The sequence below is a fragment of the Aestuariibaculum sp. YM273 genome, from assembly GCF_030908365.1.
Taxonomy (GTDB): Bacteria; Bacteroidota; Bacteroidia; order Flavobacteriales; family Flavobacteriaceae; genus Aestuariibaculum; species Aestuariibaculum marinum.
Window position 1 is genome coordinate 3,663,555 of record NZ_CP133090.1, and the last position, 18,114, is coordinate 3,681,668.

Genomic DNA, 18,114 nt, shown 5'->3' on the forward strand with positions numbered 1-18,114 from the left:
TTAATTGTTTTAGTTTTCTTTAGGCTTTCCGCTAAGCGTTACTCGCCCTTTGATTTTAATTTTACGTTTTCTGTTTACTGTACTAGTTGCTTCAACATGTAAATGAGAATAATCTCTTTTTGTTTCGTTTGATTTTTCTGCGATATATAACATTGTATTTTGTTTTTAGGCCTGCTTAACACAGGGATTTATTATTTTTTACAGTGCAAAAATAATTCTAAACATACAATGTCCGTATCCACTTTAACGAAACTTTATCATCATATTCTTAATTTAACCTTTAAATAATGATTTATTAATAATTTAAAAGTGCGATTATTCAATAATATCTAATTCAACTTTCAAATTATCAATAATAAACTCTTGTCTTGAAGGTGTATTTTTACCCATATAGAAGGATAATAATTCTTCAATAGACATATTGCTATCCAGCATCACAGGATCTAAACGGATATCTTCCCCAATAAAGTGTTTAAACTCATCGGGAGAAATCTCACCCAAACCTTTAAATCGTGTAATTTCTGGTTTAGGCTTTAATTTTTCAATCGCGTTAATTCGTTCCTCTTCTGTATAACAATAAATAGTTTCTTTCTTGTTTCTTACCCTAAATAATGGGGTTTGTAATATATAAAGGTGTCCTTCTTTAATGACTTCAGGGAAAAACTGAAGAAAAAAGGTGATTAATAATAATCGTATGTGCATTCCATCGACATCAGCATCGGTTGCAATAACCACGTTATTATAGCGTAAATCTTCTAAGGATTCTTCTATATTTAAGGCCGCCTGCAACAGATTGAATTCTTCGTTTTCATAAACGATTTTTTTTGTCAGCCCATAACAATTAAGTGGCTTACCTTTTAAGCTGAATACCGCCTGGGTATTCACATCGCGTGATTTGGTAATACTACCGGAAGCGGAATCCCCCTCAGTAATAAATAAGGTTGTTTCTAGATTCCGTTCATTTTTAGTATCTCCAAAATGAACACGACAATCTCTTAATTTTTTATTGTGAAGACTGGCTTTTTTAGCGCGGTCTTTAGCTAACTTTCTAATTCCAGATAACTCTTTACGCTCACGCTCTGCCTGTAATATTTTACGTTGAAGCTTATCAGCTACCTCAGGATTTTTATGAAGAAAGTTATCGAGATGCGTTTTTATAAAATCGTTAACATAGGTTCTTACCGTTGGCAAATCTCCTCCCATATCGGTAGACCCCAATTTGGTTTTCGTCTGACTCTCGAATACAGGTTCCATTACCTTGATAGCAATAGCACTTACAACCGATTTTCTAACATCGGAAGCATCGTAATTTTTACCGTAAAATTCACGAATAGTTTTTACAACCGCTTCTCGGAAGGCATTTAAATGTGTTCCTCCCTGCGTTGTGTTTTGTCCGTTAACAAACGAATGATACTCCTCGCTATATTGCGTTTTACTGTGTGTTATAGCGACTTCTATATCGTCTCCACGCAAATGAATGATAGGATACAACCTGTCATCTATATGTATGTTTTCAGATAATAAATCTTTTAGTCCGTGCTCGCTGTAAAACTTCTCACCATTAAAAACGATGGTTAATCCAGGATTAAGATACACATAGTTTTTAAGCATCTTAACCACGTATTCATTTCTAAACTTGTAGTTTTTAAAAATGGTTTCATCGGGAACGAAAGATACTTTTGTTCCTTTGCGACGTGAGGTTTCTTCTAAAAACTCTTCATTGGTTAATTCGCCTTTTTCGAATTCTGCCGAAGCCGATTTATTGTCTCGAGTAGATTCAACTCTAAAATACGTTGATAACGCATTTACTGCTTTGGTACCTACCCCGTTTAATCCTACCGATTTTTTAAAGGCTTTAGAGTCGTATTTACCTCCGGTATTCATTTTAGAAACCACATCTACCACCTTACCAAGTGGGATACCACGACCAAAATCTCGAACTATTACCTTGTTACCCTGAATAGAAATTTCGATGGTTTTACCTGCTCCCATAACAAACTCGTCAATAGAGTTATCTAGAACTTCCTTTAATAAAATGTAAATACCGTCGTCGGGAGAAGATCCATCACCGAGCTTACCGATATACATCCCTGGACGCATACGAATATGCTCTTTCCAGTCTAACGAACGTATATTATCTTCGGTGTAATTGGTTTCTTCTGCCATAAAATTTCCAGTAAGTTAAATTGAGATTTGATGCTAATATAATACACTCGGTGAAAAAAAGAAACTTCATTTAGACAAAATAATTAACAATATTTAGCCTGTGTTTTGTTAAGAACCTCGAAATTAATTTTTTGATTCTTTTTTTAAGGAGACAAATAATATTCCAATGATAACTATTAAAGCTCCAAAGAATTGCAACAAGGTTAATTTTTCGTTTAAGAAAATAGCTGCTAATATAATGGTCGATATGGGACCAATCCCAGCCACAATAGCGAAGTTTGATGAACTTATCATCTTTATAGACATCGACACCAAAAACGACGGAATAACCGTTGCAAAAACAGCTATTAAAAATCCGTAACCATATACTTGCCAAGGAAAACTAAACAGGCTGATTTTATTTATAAATCCGTAATGAATAAAGACACATACACAAGACACTAACATGACGTAAGATGTAAATTTTACCACACCAAACTTAGCAATTAACCAACCTGTTCCTACCAGATAAGACGCATAAGTTACTGCACTTAGAAAAATAAAGAAACCACCTAAATAAGTGTCATTTCCTGAAATAGCAACCTCATCCCAAAACGCAATAACCACACCTATATAAGTTAACAAAATGGCTCCCGCCTGCACTTTAGTTATCGGCTTCTTCAAAAATATCTTATTAAAAAACAATACGATGGTTGGGTAGATAAACAGAATTATACGCTCTAAACTCGCCTTTATATAAGTCAACCCAACAAAATCAAAATAACTTGCCAAATAATACCCTACAAATCCAAAAAACACAACCCAAACATAATCCTTTTTAATTACTGGTAAGGTATTTCCTTTTTTTCTAGACAAAAGAGCAATCACCACATAAAATGGAAACGAAAACAACATTCGCAATAACAACACACTTATCGCATCAACATCATATTGATAAGCCAGCTTAACCATAACAGCTTTTGAGGAAAATAATACGACTGCCAATATTCCTATTAAAACACCGTAGATAAAGGATTGTGTTGATTTCATCTGCTAATTTCTATTTAATTTCAACCTTTATACAAGATTCATTTCACAAAACGAAGGTAAAACCCAATTTTAAAACAACACGTGGTTATAACAAAATATTACGATGTTCAGATTAGCAAACATGTTGTTAGTCGAAATTTCAAAGCCTGAATTTGACTTTTTTCATAATTTGACACATTCACACATATTAACCCAAAACATGAAAAAATTAGTTTTATCTCTTATCACAGCAACTGTTTTAATGAGTTGCCAATCGAAATATCAGGATGTACCCGAAAGCTATCACCAATTACTGGACAGCGCTTTAACCAAAGCCGACACTAACGCACCGGAAATCTTAAAAGCATTAACCGAGGCGCCAAAACACCAAAAAGAAGGCATGGCGTTTTTAATCAGCTATATGCCAGAACGCGATTTAACCACCTTAAAAGCCAATTTTCTTTTAGAAAATGCCAAATACGCTTATAAAGCCCGTGAACGTTTTCCTTGGTGCAAAGCCCTACCCGATTCCATTTTCTTTAACGAAGTTTTACCCTACACCAATGTTGCCGAAACGCGCGATCCATGGCGTAAAGATTTTTATGAACGTTTTTCAAAATACGTAGAATACGAAACCAATTTAAAAGATGCCATTTTTGCCATTGCAAAACCTATAAACAAGGAAGTAAACGTAGAATACAACATAAAACGCTCGATTGTAGACTCCAGCCCCAAAGAAGCTATGGCCGAAAACATGGCTACCTGTACAGGATTGTCTATTATTTTAACCGATGCCTTTCGTGCTGTTGGAATTCCATCACGATTAGCAGGAACCGCTATGTGGACCAATATGAAAGGTAATCACACCTGGTGCGAAGTATATATTGATAACGAATGGAAATTTATAGAATACTACCCAGACGATTTAAACAAATCATGGTTTTTAGCCGATGCCGGAAAAGCAGACCCAAATAATCCACTACACTGGATTTACGCTGTATCCTATAAACCTACAGGACAATATTACTACGCAGGAAGAGCCAGTAAATTTCTACTGCAAACCTTAGATACCACTCTGTTGGATTCTAAAACTCTAAAAAGTTTAAAAGAATGGAAAAGAAAAGCCGACGAAAACAATGAAAAACCATATATACACGGCGTAAATGTTACGCAACGCTATATTGATTTATACAAGGAATCACTTAAAAACATAGCATTAGAGGATGATGAACTTATGGCTGACTTTGTCGTTTTTAAAAGCGAAAACACTTCACAAAGCGATTCGCGCTTAGACTGCAGAGTTGATGTTTATTTAGACGATAAAATTGTCGATTTCGGTTACTCTCCTCGCCCAACAGACGACATGAATAAATTCTTAAAAATCAAATTGAAAAAAGACAAAAGTTACAACATTGTGGTGAGTAATATTAAAAATAATATTGAACAGAATTTTGCAATAAAAACAGGCGAAGCACCAACAGAGGAATTCCAATTGATATTAGAATAACAAAACATAATTTTATTATGAAATATACACCACTTTTCATTCTATTTTTGCTCGTAGCATGCGGTAAACCTCAAATTAAAGAAAGTATTCATGTAATTGCTCACGACAAAACAACCATTATTACTAATCCTAAGGAAGGGGTTAATACCTTTACTGAATGGGCAACTTTTCCGTCAAAAGCAGAAGACATTAGAAAAATAACCATGTATCTCACATTAGCTTATCCCGAGCATATAAAAATAGCACATTGGGACTATATGGATCGTGTTAAAATTATTTGTAAAGATGAAAATAACAACGAAAAAGAATTCGAAATCGGACGCATGCTTACCCCTTACGGCAGTAGTTTTAAAGAAGGCTGGAATTACACATGGAAAACCGATGTGACCGACTTCGCACCCTTTTTACGAGATAGCGTTCAGGTAGCCTATGTACATTCGGGGTATGAATCGCCTGAAACCGGATGGGATTTAACTATTGGTTTTAAAGTTGATTTCGGTCCGCCGGTTGCCGATTTTGTTTCGGTTACCGATATGTGGGAAGGAAATTTTCAATATGGAAATCCAGAAGATGACATTGAAAATTATTTAAAACCTATAACCATTACTAAGCAAAACGATGCCGACTTTGGGCGTTTCAGAATTCAGCATACAGGACACGGCATGGATCGTCCGAGTGGTTGTAGTGAATTTTGCAGCAGATGGCGTGAATTAACATTTGATGGAAACACCATAGACAAACGAGACTTATGGAAAGAATGTAGCGACAATCCGTTATACCCGCAAGGCGGCACCTGGATTTACGACCGTGCCGATTGGTGTCCTGGTGATTTACAACTTCCAGACATTATTGATACGCCATTAACAAAAAGCAGTCATGTATTAGATTTAAACATGATGCCGTTTACTGCTAACAATATCGATCAGCCAAAGGAACAGATTACCTCTTATTTCTTCCAATATAAAACACCTAACCACACAAACGATGTTGAAATTGAAGAAATTATTGCTCCGAATAGCGACAAAGCTTTCAACAGAGAAAATCCGAAAGGCTTTCACCCGAAAATTAAAATCAGAAATCTAGGAAAAGCACCTTTAACCTCGGTTACTATTACCTATAATACAGAAGGTTTTGAAGAAAAAAGTTTTGAATGGGTTGGTAATTTACCGTTTTACGAATCTACAGTGATAACTATTCCTGATAATATCGAATACAATTCAGGTGTTAATCATTTTACTGTTACACTAACACATCCAAACAGCAAAAAAGATGAATGGATCGGAGACAATACTTTAACTTCTGAATTTGACGACATTCCAACCCTGCCAACCAATTTGGTTGTTGATTTTTTAACCAATAACAATCCAGGAGAAAATCATTTGACTATAGTAGACAGCAACAATAAAATTGTCTTTGAGAAAACGCCAAATCATCTTGAAACCGCAACGCAGTATTTCGACACTTTAAATTTAGCCGAAGGTAAATACAGCTTAAAACTAACCGATACAGCTGGAGACGGCTTAGAATTTTGGTATAATAGAAAAGCTGGCTTTGGAAGACTTCAGTTAAAAGACATCAATCACAATATTGTTCATGCTTTTGAAAACGATTTTGGTAATGAGCTTAATTACACTTTCAGAACAAGTAAATCTGTAAAAACCGATTTAAGCACACCTAAATATTCCGTAACCATTTACCCGCGAATGACAAGGGATAGCTTAAGTCTATATACCACCGCTAACAAGACTTTCAAATTAAAGGTTAGATTAACTAAAGACGGTGTTTTTATTGAAGAACACACCTTTGAAAATGTAAAAGACTCAAAAACACCATTAGACGTTAGCCACTTAGAAGAAGGACGATATGTTATGGAGATCCATATGGATAGCAAACACATTATGAACAGAAGATTTAATAAAATTTAATCCCTCAACTTATTTAATAAAAAAATCCTGTATTGAAGATCAATACAGGATTTTTTATATCATTTAATATTTCTCTACTAAACGTTGAATAAGAAATGCATCACATCACCATCTTTAACAATGTAATTCTTTCCTTCAACTCTCATTTTTCCAGCTTCTTTCACTTTACTTTCACTTCCGTAAGCCACGTAATCATCGTACCCAATAACTTCTGCCCTAATAAAGCCTTTTTCAAAATCGGTATGAATAACTCCAGCAGCCTGAGGTGCAGTCGCCCCAATATTTACCGTCCAGGCACGTACTTCTTTCACTCCCGCCGTAAAATAGGTTTGTTGATTTAATAATTTGTAAGCTGCTCGAATTAATTTTGAAGATCCCGGTTCTTCTAAACCAATATCAGCTAAGAACATCTGACGTTCTTCGTAATCTTCCAATTCGTTAATATCTGCCTCTGTCCCTACTGCAAGTACTAAAACCTCAGCTTTTTCATCTTTTACCGCTTCACGAACCTTTTCAACATATTCATTACCAGAAACCGCTGAACCTTCATCTACATTACAAACATACATCACCGGTTTTTCCGTTATAAATTGAGACGGCTTTACAAAATCTTCGTAATCATCTTCACTAAACTCCAAAGCTCTAACCGATTTCCCTTCCTCTAAAGCAGCCTTAATTTGTAACAATACAGCTTCTTCTTTTTGAGCATCTTTATTACCCGTTTTAGCTGCACGTTTCACTTTATCCAGTTTCTTTTCAACCGTTTCAAGATCTTTTAACTGCAACTCCATATCGATAGTTTCTTTATCGCGAATCGGATTTACATTACCATCAACATGAACAATATTATCGTTATCGAAACAACGTAATACATGTAAAATAGCATCTGTTTCTCTAATATTAGCAAGGAACTGGTTACCTAACCCCTCTCCTTTACTGGCTCCTTTTACTAAACCAGCGATATCAACAATCTCTACAGTGGCAGGTAATACACGCTCCGGATTTACTAAAGATTCTAACTTTTCTAAACGCGGGTCTGGCACATTTACCACCCCAATATTAGGCTCTATAGTACAGAACGGGAAGTTCGCACTTTGTGCTTTTGCATTTGATAAACAATTGAATAAAGTTGATTTCCCTACGTTTGGTAATCCTACAATACCTGCTTTCATGTATTTAAATATTAGATATAGATATTAAGACTTAGGTCTTCGTTTTTGCGAGTGCAAATGTAACTAATTCCTTCATCATTTAAAGTATAACCATTTAATATATTTGAAAATTGCTTACACCAAACCAAGAACTTTTATAAAATAAAAAACCCAAGCCGATAGCTTGGGTTTTTTGTTATGTATACAATCTTTCGATTAATCTTCTGGATGCATAAAGCGTTGCTTAGCTAAAAGTTCTTCTTCGGTTTCTACATGATCGTCATCTGGAACACAACAATCTACCGGACATACCGCGGCACATTGTGGCTCATCATGAAACCCTTTACACTCTGTACATTTATCTGGTACAATGTAATAAATCTCATCGCTAATTGGTTCCTGCGCATCTTCTGCGTCAACCTCTGTACCATTGGTTAATACAACATTCCCTGATAAACTTGTTCCATCTTTATAACGCCAGTCATCTGCTCCTTCGTAAATCGCAGTATTTGGACATTCCGGCTCACAAGCTCCACAGTTAATACATTCATCTGTTATTATAATAGCCATAACTTTCTCTAGTTCAATTTATTTTAATGTTTTAAAAATGTAAAAAAAAGCTTGTTAAATAAGCTTTCAAAAGTCAGTTTTAATCCCTTAAATAAAAAGCGATTAAAAAACGTGATTCATTACATTTTCCTAACTTTGCAAAGCAAAAATAAAGCCAAAACTATTCATAACCAAATTCAGAATGAATTTACAGCAAAGAATTAATGCTTTTGTAAAATTAGGAGATTTTATACGTCAATTTTCTAATGATACAATCGAAAAACAAGATACTGTTGAATTGAACGATGTGTTTTTCGACGGATTTAAACATCAATTAAAATTAGCCGAAGAGCACAACGGTTGGTTTACCCCTGAAAACATTAGGTTTGCCTTAAAAGGCTGGAGCGAATCCTTAACCTCAGAAAAATTAAACACCTGGCTAAAACCTTATAAGTTAGAAAGTAATTCTCAAAAACAAGTCGCCATTATCATGGCAGGAAACATTCCATTGGTTGGGTTTCATGATTTCATAACTGTTTTAATAACGGGTCATAAAGTATTAGTAAAGCAATCATCGAACGACAAGCATCTGCTTCCCTACTTAGCTAAATATTTAGAATTTGTTGAACCCGGTTTTAAAGGTTTAATAACTTTTACAGAAGATAAAGTTGAAAATTTCGATGCCGTTATCGCTACAGGAAGCAATAACACGGCGCGCTATTTTGAATACTATTTTAAAAACAAACCGTCTATTATTCGGAACAACCGAAATTCGGTTGCCGTATTAACGGGTAAAGAAACCGATGACGAGCTTTCAAATTTAAGTGAGGATATTTTTAGATATTACGGTTTAGGTTGTCGCAATGTATCGAAACTATTTATTCCTAAAGGTTACGATTTTGATGCCTTTTTTAACGCGATGTATAACTGGCATCCTATTATAGAAAAAGCAAAATACGCCAACAATTACGACTACAATAAAGCCGTGTATTTAATGAGTGAATTTGATATGCTTGAAAATGGCTTTTTAATGATAAAAGAAGACCAAAGTTATGCCTCGCCTATTGCTACTGTTTTTTATGAATATTACGACAGTATTGAGCAATTGAGAGAAAAATTAGTAGCTGATGAAAAACAAATTCAATGTGTAGTTGCTAAAGGATTTAGTAAAAACGAAATTGCTTTTGGAGCGACTCAAAAACCCGAACTTTGGGATTATGCGGATAGTGTCGATTCTGTTGAATTTTTATTATCAATTTGACGAAAAAATTATTGAATTTTCAGTACTAAATATTCAATTAATTAGCAACTTTGTATCTTTAAAATCAACAACTCTACAACAGAAATGAAAAAACATAATTTTAGTGCTGGACCAAGCATTTTACCACAAGAAGTGTTGCAACAGGCAGCCAATGCCGTAATTGATTATAATAACGAGGGCTTATCTTTAATTGAAATTTCACACAGAAGCAAAGCTTTTGTTGATATCATGGAAAATGCTAGAGCCTTAGTTTTAGAGTTATTAGGCTTAGAAGGTAAAGGGTACAAAGCATTATTTTTACAAGGTGGTGCTAGCCTTCAGTTTTTAATGACCGCAATGAACCTTTTAGAGAAAAAAGCGGGTTATGTTAATACTGGAGCTTGGAGTGGAAAAGCGATTAAAGAAGCGCAAAAAATTGGTGATATTATTGAAGTAGCGTCTTCTGCCGATGCTAACTTTAACTATATACCTAAAGGTTTTGAGGTTCCTTCAGATTTAGATTATTTACACTTAACTTCTAATAATACCATTTTCGGTACACAAATTAAATCGTTTCCTACTACATCAGTACCATTAGTGTGCGATATGAGTAGTGACATTTTCTCTCGTGTATTAGATTTTACACAATTCGACTTGATTTATGCAGGAGCTCAAAAAAATATGGGACCAGCAGGAACAACGTTAGTTGTTGTTAAAGAAGAATTATTAGGAAAAGTAACACGTACGCTTCCTTCTATTTTAGATTACCAAAAACATATTGGAGCAGGTAGTATGCTAAATACGCCTCCTGTATTTGCTGTGTACACGTCTATGCTAACTTTAGAATGGCTTAAAAAAGAAGGCGGTATCGCTGCAATTGAAAAAGAAAACGAGAAGAAAGCAACCTTAATGTATTCTGAAATCGACCTTAACCCATTATTTAAAGGATTCGCTGCTACAGAAGACCGTTCGCCAATGAACGCTACCTTCAACCTAGTAAACGAAAACTTAAAAGAAACATTCGATACTATGCTTAAAGAAGCAGGTATTAGCGGTGTTAATGGTCACCGTAGTGTGGGTGGCTACAGAGCTTCTATGTATAATGCATTACCTATAGCTAGTGTTCAGGCTCTTGTAGAAGTTATGAGTGAACTTGAAAACAAAGCTTAAGTTAAAAGTACTGGCTAACAATTAATAAACCGAACAATTAAAGTTTCCGATTGTAGGGAAACAAAAAACAAATAAAATGAAAGTATTAGCAAACGACGGTATTTCAAAAAGTGGTATTGAAGCGCTTGAAAAAGCAGGTTTTGAAGTTATTACTACTACCGTAGCTCAAGAACAGTTAATAAACTATATTAACGAAAACGAAATTAGTGTTTTATTAGTACGTAGTGCTACCACAGTACGTCAAGACCTTATCGATGCATGTTCAAGCATTAAAATTATTGGTCGTGGTGGAGTTGGCATGGATAATATCGATGTAGAGTATGCCAAAGGAAAAGGTATTTCTGTAATTAATACACCTGCAGCGTCATCGCACTCCGTTGCCGAGTTAGTATTTGCTCATTTCTATGGCTTAGCACGTTTCTTACATAACTCTAACAGAGAAATGCCTCTTGATGGAGATACTAAGTTTAAAGCCTTAAAAAAGGCCTACGGTAAAGGTGTAGAGTTAAAAGGTAAAACTTTAGGTGTTTTAGGATTTGGGCGTATTGGTCAGGCGACTGCAAAAGTAGCTTTAGGAGCGGGAATGAAAGTAATCGCTTTCGATCCGTTTATGGAAAAAGCTAACTTGGAATTAGAATTTTTTGACGGACAAAAAGTAAACTTCGAAATCAATACAATTTCTAAGGAAGACGTTTTAAAACAAGCCGATTTCATTACATTACACGTACCAGCTCAAAAAGAGTACGTTATTGGAGCTCCAGAATTCGAATTAATGAAAGAAGGTGTATTTATTGCTAACGCTGCTCGTGGCGGTGTAGTAGATGAAGTTGCTTTAGTAAACGCTATTGAATCTGGAAAAGTTGCTGGTGCTGCTTTAGACGTTTTTGAAAAAGAACCAAAACCAGAAATTCAATTATTAATGAATGCGTCATTATCGTTAACACCACATACAGGTGCTGCAACTAACGAAGCTCAAGATAGAATTGGTGTGGAATTAGCTGAACAAATTTCCAGCATTCTGAAATAAAAAATTAATGTGACCTTTAGGTTATATTTGAGTCCTATACATATGTATGGGACTTTTTTTTTGTACCTTCAAAAACCAATTTTATTATTAATCTAAAAATCTTAAACAATATGTCGGGTATATTAGACTTGCTAAACAGTGATATAGGAAAAACAATTATTAATGGTGTCTCTAATCAAACCATTCAGTCAGAAAGTAAAACTCAAGACGTCTTAACCATGGCTTTACCGGTTTTAACACAAGCTATGAAACGTAATGCTTCTACCACAGAAGGTGCAGAAGGATTATTAAGCGCTTTAAACAGTGGTAAGCATGATGGTAGTATTTTAGATAATTTAGGGGATTTGTTCAATGGAGGTGTCGATGATCATGTTATGCAGGATGGAGGTAAAATTTTAAATCACGTGCTTGGAAGTAAACAACAAACTGTGGAAAGTGCTTTAGGTGCCAAAGCAGGCATTGACGCAGGTTCGGTTGCACAAATTTTAAAAGTTGCCGCACCAATTTTAATGGGGCTCTTAGGAAATCAGGCGAAACAACAAAACGTTAGTAATTCAGGAGGTTTAGAAAGTCTCTTAGGTGGATTAATAGGAGGAAACTCAGCTGAAAGTGAACAAAGCTTCTTAACCTCAATTCTTGATGCCGATGGTGACGGAAGTGTTATAGATGATGTTGCCGGTATGTTATTAGACAGCGATAAAAAGAAAGACGGTTTAGGTGGTATGCTAGGCGGGCTTTTCGGAAAATAAAACATGTGTATTTCCTTAAAAATAAAATGCCTAACCCTGTCGTTAGGCATTTTTTTATTGTTAAACCCTAATTCATAATTCATTTAAACATTCAGTTTTTGTAATTTTAAGTCAATTATTCAGACTGATATAACAAACGGTTTTTAAATTACATCTTATGAGAACACTACTTTATATAGTAATTTTTTTCGGATTTCTGGTAGGATGTAATACCACAAAACCTGCTGTTACTGCTAACAGTAACGAACAACAGGATGCGACTAAACTTAGCGATACAGTTACCATTGCTAACGATGATTTGGAATATGAAATTATAATCATTGAACCCGGATTTAACGCTTGGTTAGTGAGCCGAGCAAAACCAGAAGGTTTCTATTCGCAACAATATTTAGAAAATAAAAACCGCCTTTATGTTACCGAATGGAATAGCAGAGTGCTGCAGCCCCAGCGCTATAATTCCAATTTATACGAAATACAAATCGATTATCAGCCTCAAATCGATTACGGCTACGAGGTAAATTACAAACTTTACAACTATTTCATCTACTTTCAATTAACCTACAAGCAACAATTAGCTGGTTTTGTTCCCAGAATTTAATTGCTTTAATTACATTTGTTGTACAAGATTGTTATGGTACAAAAATTTAAAGAACGTTGGCAAATACAACATAACTGGCAGCTACTCTTTCCTGTTTTAGGAGTGCTTATTCTGGCGTATTCGGCGTTTAAATTATCATACGTTTTTATTAAAGAATCTCATATTGCTTTCAATCTTATTTTAAGCGCTATTATATATGCGCTTATTTTAAGGTTTGTGTTATTTACTTTTAAGAAGCTGGAGAATAAATGGAAGGTAAATTACCGGTGGGAATTTATTCGTATTTACATTGTTTTTGCCGTAACAGGATCGTCATCTTTATATGTAAGTAAACCATTAATGAAGCTTATCGGGATTACTAAAGAAAATCTTGGTCCTACACTCTACTGGATACTTTATATCGTCATCGGACTTATTTTTTATCAAATTTTATTAGTTTCTATTGGATGGATCTTTGGTCAATTCGAGTTTTTTTGGACCTTTGTAAAAAAATTATTGAGACGCATCGGGTTTAAGCGTTTTTTTAGCTAGTGAAACAATCAGTTAGGATAAATATTATTTTCAGAACAATAGCATTACTTTTAGTCATTTCGCTATTAAAGCCTGCTGTATTTGAGTTTGCTCACCTTTTTGCGCATCACGAGCACGATATTTGTAAAGGTGAAAAAACAACACATCTTCACAAGCTGGATACCGATTGTGATTTTTACAAGTATAAAGTTCATCATCAATACACATTCAATCTTTTTGAATACCGTATTTTTACGACTAAAAAACAAACTCCTGAAGTTGTTTCTCAGTATCAATTTTTAAGTGATTATCAACGTCTTCAAACCGCATTGCGCGGTCCTCCTGCCCTAATTTAATAATGAACTAACACTGAACAAAACATCAGTGACTACATACTATTAAATTAAAAAAGCCCTTAAAGGGCATTCGAAATACACTTAACATGCGATTATTATTAAACACATTGCTCCTTTTAGCAATGACTAATGTATTTGCTCAAAATTCATTAACAGGACTTGTTTTAGACAATACTACAAATGAAAAGTTAGCATTTACCAACATATATTTATCAGACCTTGAAAAAGGAACGGTTACGGACGAAAATGGAAATTTCAATTTAGAAAACCTGCCATCAGGAAACTATAAATTGGTGATTTCAATTTTAGGTTACGAAACCAAATCCATAAACATTAACATCCCCAATCTACAGTATATCGAAATACGCTTAGAGTCTTCGGCTATTGAAATGGAAGACATTATTATTTCTACGCCTTTTCATAAGTTACAAAGTGAAAACGTTATGAAAGTAGAACGTGCCGCTGTAGAAGATTTAAACGCCAGTGGTGCTGTAAATTTAACCGAAGGGATAAGCAATATCGCCGGGGTTGAAAGCGTAACTACTGGATTAAGTATTGGAAAACCCGTAATTCGTGGTTTAAGCTCCAACCGTGTTTTGGTATATACTCAGGGGGTGCGTTTAGAAAATCAGCAATTTGGTAGCGAACACGGAATGGGTGTTAGCAGTAGCGGTATTGAAAGTGTTGAAGTTATAAAAGGCCCGGCATCACTACTTTATGGTAGTGACGCACTTGGAGGTGTACTATACCTAAACCCAGAAAAATTCGCGCCTCAAGGCTCATCCAGTGGCGATATTAGCGGCAATTATTACAGCAATACCCAAGGGTTTAATACCGGTGCAGGATATAAAGCTTCTGAAAATAATTTTAAATTTTTATTCAGAGGAAGCCTTACCGAGCACTCCGATTACGACACAAAAGATTATCGTGTGACAAATACACGATTCAGAGAGCAGGATTTTAAAGCTGGAATTGGATATCAAGCCAATACCTTTAAAACAGAATTTAGATATAACATGAATAACTCTAAATTAGGTATTCCCGAAGAAATCGGGGTTCAATCTACTTTAAAAACACCATTATTACCGTATCAAAACATCACAAATCATGTATTCAGTTCGAAATCTACTGTGTTTTTTAACAACTCGAAGTTAGACATCAACATAGGCTATATTTACAACGACCGTAAGGAGTTTGAAGATGAGCACCACCATCATGATGAAGAGGAGGAAGCACATGATGAACACGAAGAAGAAGAACATGAAGATGAAGACCATCACGAAGAAGAGCATGATGAAGATCACGAAACGTTAGTGCCATCGCTTCAAATGAAATTGAAAACTGCCAATTACGATGTGAAATATACTCTACCTGAATTCGGAAAATTTGAAACCATTGTAGGCATTCAAGGTATGAATCAGGTGAACACCAATTACGGTGAAGAGCAATTAATTCCTGATGCAACCACCAACGATTTTGGGGTAATGGCAACATCTCACATTCACTTTGAAGCTATTGATATTCAACTTGGTGCCCGTTACGACAACAGAAACATCAGTGTTGTTTCCGGCTTAAACAGAGATTTTAACAGTTTTAACGGTGCCTTAGGTTTTAAAACCAATGTAAGCACTAATCTAACGGCACGTGTTAATTTCGCCACGGGCTTTAGAGCGCCTAATTTAGCCGAATTAACCTCAGATGGTATTCATCATGGTTCTAACCGTTACGAGGTTGGTAATGCCGATTTAAATAACGAACAAAACTTCCAAACCGATATTGCTTTAGAGTTTAAAAATGAGCATGTTGAGTTTTTTGTCAACGGATTCTACAACAAAGTTAACGACTATATTTATTTATCGCCGAACGGAAACACAATAGACGACACTCCGGTTTTCGATTATATTCAGAATGATGCTAAGTTATACGGTGGTGAAGTTGGAGTACACATACACCCACACCCTATCCACTGGTTACATATTGAATCAAGTTTTGAGACCGTTACCGGAAAGCAAGCTAATGATGATTATTTACCGTTAATTCCGGCTAATTCTTTAAGTAATGTACTTAGAGTTGAGTTTGAAAGACCCTGGCTTAAAAAAGCATATACGTTTGTAAAACTGGCAAGTACCTTTAGCCAAAATAATGTAAGTGCATTTGAAAGCTCAACCAATGGTTACAACCTGCTAAGTGCCGGACTAGGCGGTAGCTTTAATTTATTTAATAATGAAGCTACTCTTAGCATTTCAGGTACGAATTTAACGAACAAAACTTATATAAATCACTTGTCGCGTTTAAAACCCGATGGTATATTTAATATGGGAAGAAACATTAATATTGGTTTGAAATACCAATTATAGTTCACAAAAAATCCCTTTCTGATTAGAAAGGGATTTTTTTATTTTGAATCTTTAGGTTTCTTTTTTAAGACATAGGTGTACAACCACATTAATGTAAAGGTAGGAATAACATCTAACCCAGGTAAAGCTTCTTCAACAAAGTTTACTACTCCAGCCACTTTTCCCGCCTTACCTTTATATAATTTGGTCATTAACCAACCCGAAAGTGGTGCCCAGACAATATCTGAAAACTCCCCTATGCCTGGAATTATAAATGATACGTAACCAACGGCATCAAATAGGATACCTAGAACTAATATTTTGTATTTATTCATTAATTAAAATTTAGGTTAAAAAAAGAACAAACCATATACCACAAACTTACTTCCCTATTAGCTTTAAAAACTCGTTTCTGGTTTCTATTTTTTCAAACTGCCCGCGGAACCCTGAAGTTGTTGTCAATGAGTTTTGCTTTTGTACACCACGCATCATCATACACATATGCGACGCTTCGATAACCACCGCCACACCTTGAGGTTTTAAGGTATCATTTATGCAATCTAAAATCTGTTCGGTTAAGCGCTCTTGCACCTGTAATCGCCTTGCAAATACATCAACCACACGAGGTAACTTACTTAACCCCACAATATGTCCGTTTGGTATGTAAGCTATATGAGCTTTTCCGAAAAAAGGTAAAATATGATGCTCACAAAGTGAGTACAACTCAATATCTTTAACAATAACCATCTCGTTGTAACTCTCTTCAAACATGGCGCCTTTTAGAATCTCCACCGGGTCCTGATGATAACCCTGTGTTAAAAACTGCATCGCTTTTGCGGCGCGCTCAGGGGTTTTAAGCAATCCGTCACGATTGGTATCTTCTCCTAAATCGCTAATAATTTTATTGTAATTATCTTTGATTCCCTCTGTAGTTTCGTCGCTATATTCTTCGAATGATTTGTAATGCATTTCAATTTTTTTAGAAGAATAAAGATATAGCTTAAATCGCATTTGGCAATAAAAAACAATTCTTAATTGTACAGAACGCCTTAAAGTAGTAAATTCACGGCTCCTATTTCACACACATGATTCAAGCGAAAAACATACATAAATTTTATAACGATTTAGAAGTTTTAAAAGGTGTTGACCTACATATTAAAAAAGGAGAAGTGGTTTCTATTGTCGGCGCCTCTGGCGCGGGTAAAACGACGCTTTTACAAATACTAAGCACTTTAGATAAAGCTTCTTCTAAGGAAAACTATCAATTAACCATTAACGGTATTGATATTGGCAACCTCAAAGATAAAGCCTTAGCTAAATTTAGAAACGAGCACATTGGGTTTATCTTTCAGTTTCATCAACTCCTTCCTGAATTTACCGCATTAGAAAACGTATGCCTGCCTGCTTTTATTAAAGGCACAAAAAAAGCAGATGCCGAAAAGCGTGCGAAAGAACTACTTGACTTTTTGGGTTTATCGCATCGTTACGATCACAAACCAAGTGAACTTTCTGGTGGAGAACAACAGCGTGTTGCCGTAGCTCGTGCTTTAATCAATAATCCGGATTTAATTTTTGCCGATGAACCTTCTGGAAATTTAGATAGTGAAACAGCTGAAAACCTACACAGCTTGTTCTTTAAACTACGTGATGAATTCGGTCAAACCTTTGTTATTGTAACGCATAATGAAGAATTAGCTAATTTAGCCGACCGAAAACTGGTCATGGTTGATGGAAACATTACCAACCAATAACATAAAAAAACAGAACATATAAAAAAGGCTTATTGTATTCCAATAAGCCTTTTTTATAAATTTTTTTTGTA

At 35.2% G+C, this 18,114-nt stretch carries 18 protein-coding genes; 11 read left to right on the plus strand and 7 right to left on the minus strand.

Annotation, left to right across the window (positions count from 1 at the left end):
* Positions 1-9 precede the first annotated feature (9 nt).
* The 3 genes from RBH94_RS15720 to RBH94_RS15730 form a co-directional block, all read right to left on the minus strand.
* Positions 10-153, minus strand: coding sequence for a hypothetical protein (locus RBH94_RS15720; protein ID WP_307881761.1), 144 nt, complete (start codon positions 151-153; stop codon positions 10-12).
* Positions 154-315: 162 nt separating this feature from the next.
* Complete coding sequence (locus RBH94_RS15725; RefSeq protein ID WP_307881762.1) at positions 316-2,166, minus strand: DNA topoisomerase IV subunit B; 1,851 nt, start codon at positions 2,164-2,166, stop codon at positions 316-318.
* Between the two features lie 123 nt (positions 2,167-2,289).
* Entirely contained in the window at positions 2,290-3,195 is a 906-nt protein-coding gene (locus RBH94_RS15730; RefSeq protein ID WP_307881763.1) for a DMT family transporter, read from the minus strand.
* A gap of 199 nt (positions 3,196-3,394) precedes the next feature.
* Here RBH94_RS15730 and RBH94_RS15735 point away from each other — a divergent pair, with 199 nt between their 5' ends.
* Positions 3,395-4,681 (plus strand): transglutaminase-like domain-containing protein, encoded by a 1,287-nt coding sequence (locus RBH94_RS15735; protein WP_307881764.1) that lies wholly within the window; start codon positions 3,395-3,397, stop codon positions 4,679-4,681.
* A 17-nt stretch (positions 4,682-4,698) separates the two neighbouring features.
* Entirely contained in the window at positions 4,699-6,606 is a 1,908-nt protein-coding gene (locus RBH94_RS15740; RefSeq protein ID WP_307881765.1) for a peptide-N-glycosidase F-related protein, read from the plus strand.
* A 77-nt stretch (positions 6,607-6,683) separates the two neighbouring features.
* On the opposite strand, the gene ychF is transcribed toward RBH94_RS15740, so the two are convergent.
* The gene (ychF, locus tag RBH94_RS15745; protein ID WP_188222375.1) at positions 6,684-7,778 is read right to left on the minus strand and encodes a redox-regulated ATPase YchF; all 1,095 of its coding nucleotides are present in this window, start codon (positions 7,776-7,778) and stop codon (positions 6,684-6,686) included.
* A 195-nt stretch (positions 7,779-7,973) separates the two neighbouring features.
* Positions 7,974-8,327, minus strand: a complete 354-nt coding sequence (locus tag RBH94_RS15750; RefSeq protein ID WP_188222376.1) for a 4Fe-4S dicluster domain-containing protein — start codon at positions 8,325-8,327, stop codon at positions 7,974-7,976.
* Positions 8,328-8,508: 181 nt separating this feature from the next.
* Between RBH94_RS15750 and RBH94_RS15755 the strand changes: the two genes are divergently transcribed.
* The 8 genes from RBH94_RS15755 (at position 8,509) to RBH94_RS15790 (ending at position 16,313) form a co-directional block, all read left to right on the plus strand.
* Entirely contained in the window at positions 8,509-9,567 is a 1,059-nt protein-coding gene (locus RBH94_RS15755; protein ID WP_307881766.1) for an acyl-CoA reductase, read from the plus strand.
* Between the two features lie 84 nt (positions 9,568-9,651).
* A complete protein-coding gene (gene serC, locus RBH94_RS15760) occupies positions 9,652-10,716 on the plus strand; it encodes a 3-phosphoserine/phosphohydroxythreonine transaminase (RefSeq protein ID WP_307881767.1) in 1,065 nt (354 codons plus the stop codon).
* 76 nt (positions 10,717-10,792) lie between these two features.
* Positions 10,793-11,743, plus strand: a complete 951-nt coding sequence (locus RBH94_RS15765) for a D-2-hydroxyacid dehydrogenase (protein WP_307881768.1) — start codon at positions 10,793-10,795, stop codon at positions 11,741-11,743.
* A 110-nt stretch (positions 11,744-11,853) separates the two neighbouring features.
* Complete coding sequence (locus tag RBH94_RS15770; RefSeq protein ID WP_307881769.1) at positions 11,854-12,492, plus strand: DUF937 domain-containing protein; 639 nt, start codon at positions 11,854-11,856, stop codon at positions 12,490-12,492.
* A 157-nt stretch (positions 12,493-12,649) separates the two neighbouring features.
* Entirely contained in the window at positions 12,650-13,090 is a 441-nt protein-coding gene (locus RBH94_RS15775) for a DUF6146 family protein (RefSeq protein ID WP_307881770.1), read from the plus strand.
* Between the two features lie 33 nt (positions 13,091-13,123).
* Positions 13,124-13,621 carry a DUF6787 family protein gene (locus RBH94_RS15780; RefSeq protein ID WP_307881771.1) on the plus strand — a complete coding sequence of 166 codons (498 nt, stop codon included), beginning with the start codon at positions 13,124-13,126 and terminating at the stop codon, positions 13,619-13,621.
* The gene (locus RBH94_RS15785; RefSeq protein ID WP_307881772.1) at positions 13,621-13,956 is read left to right on the plus strand and encodes a hypothetical protein; all 336 of its coding nucleotides are present in this window, start codon (positions 13,621-13,623) and stop codon (positions 13,954-13,956) included. Before RBH94_RS15780 ends, RBH94_RS15785 begins: the two co-directional genes overlap by 1 nt.
* Before the next feature lie 86 nt (positions 13,957-14,042).
* Positions 14,043-16,313: a TonB-dependent receptor gene (locus RBH94_RS15790; protein WP_307881773.1), complete on the plus strand. Its 2,271-nt coding sequence runs from the start codon at positions 14,043-14,045 to the stop codon at positions 16,311-16,313.
* A gap of 38 nt (positions 16,314-16,351) precedes the next feature.
* Here the strand turns inward: RBH94_RS15790 and RBH94_RS15795 are convergent, their stop codons facing one another.
* Both RBH94_RS15795 and folE read right to left on the minus strand, forming a co-directional pair.
* Positions 16,352-16,627 carry a hypothetical protein gene (locus RBH94_RS15795; protein WP_307881774.1) on the minus strand — a complete coding sequence of 92 codons (276 nt, stop codon included), beginning with the start codon at positions 16,625-16,627 and terminating at the stop codon, positions 16,352-16,354.
* Between the two features lie 46 nt (positions 16,628-16,673).
* The gene (folE, locus tag RBH94_RS15800; RefSeq protein WP_307881775.1) at positions 16,674-17,261 is read right to left on the minus strand and encodes a GTP cyclohydrolase I FolE; all 588 of its coding nucleotides are present in this window, start codon (positions 17,259-17,261) and stop codon (positions 16,674-16,676) included.
* A 116-nt stretch (positions 17,262-17,377) separates the two neighbouring features.
* Here folE and RBH94_RS15805 point away from each other — a divergent pair, with 116 nt between their 5' ends.
* Entirely contained in the window at positions 17,378-18,043 is a 666-nt protein-coding gene (locus RBH94_RS15805) for an ABC transporter ATP-binding protein (RefSeq protein ID WP_307881776.1), read from the plus strand.
* The last annotated feature ends 71 nt before the right edge of the window (positions 18,044-18,114 follow it).

Coding starts and splice junctions, on each gene's coding strand:
- ychF (WP_188222375.1), bottom strand. CDS start 7,778: ATGAAAGCAGGTATTGTAGGATTACCAAACGTAGGGAAATCAACTTTA.
- RBH94_RS15790 (WP_307881773.1), top strand. CDS start 14,043: ATGCGATTATTATTAAACACATTGCTCCTTTTAGCAATGACTAATGTA.
- RBH94_RS15720 (WP_307881761.1), bottom strand. CDS start 153: ATGTTATATATCGCAGAAAAATCAAACGAAACAAAAAGAGATTATTCT.
- RBH94_RS15780 (WP_307881771.1), top strand. CDS start 13,124: ATGGTACAAAAATTTAAAGAACGTTGGCAAATACAACATAACTGGCAG.
- serC (WP_307881767.1), top strand. CDS start 9,652: ATGAAAAAACATAATTTTAGTGCTGGACCAAGCATTTTACCACAAGAA.
- RBH94_RS15740 (WP_307881765.1), top strand. CDS start 4,699: ATGAAATATACACCACTTTTCATTCTATTTTTGCTCGTAGCATGCGGT.
- RBH94_RS15735 (WP_307881764.1), top strand. CDS start 3,395: ATGAAAAAATTAGTTTTATCTCTTATCACAGCAACTGTTTTAATGAGT.
- RBH94_RS15795 (WP_307881774.1), bottom strand. CDS start 16,627: ATGAATAAATACAAAATATTAGTTCTAGGTATCCTATTTGATGCCGTT.
- RBH94_RS15805 (WP_307881776.1), top strand. CDS start 17,378: ATGATTCAAGCGAAAAACATACATAAATTTTATAACGATTTAGAAGTT.
- RBH94_RS15755 (WP_307881766.1), top strand. CDS start 8,509: ATGAATTTACAGCAAAGAATTAATGCTTTTGTAAAATTAGGAGATTTT.
- RBH94_RS15725 (WP_307881762.1), bottom strand. CDS start 2,166: ATGGCAGAAGAAACCAATTACACCGAAGATAATATACGTTCGTTAGAC.
- RBH94_RS15750 (WP_188222376.1), bottom strand. CDS start 8,327: ATGGCTATTATAATAACAGATGAATGTATTAACTGTGGAGCTTGTGAG.
- RBH94_RS15775 (WP_307881770.1), top strand. CDS start 12,650: ATGAGAACACTACTTTATATAGTAATTTTTTTCGGATTTCTGGTAGGA.
- RBH94_RS15770 (WP_307881769.1), top strand. CDS start 11,854: ATGTCGGGTATATTAGACTTGCTAAACAGTGATATAGGAAAAACAATT.
- folE (WP_307881775.1), bottom strand. CDS start 17,261: ATGCATTACAAATCATTCGAAGAATATAGCGACGAAACTACAGAGGGA.
- RBH94_RS15730 (WP_307881763.1), bottom strand. CDS start 3,195: ATGAAATCAACACAATCCTTTATCTACGGTGTTTTAATAGGAATATTG.
- RBH94_RS15765 (WP_307881768.1), top strand. CDS start 10,793: ATGAAAGTATTAGCAAACGACGGTATTTCAAAAAGTGGTATTGAAGCG.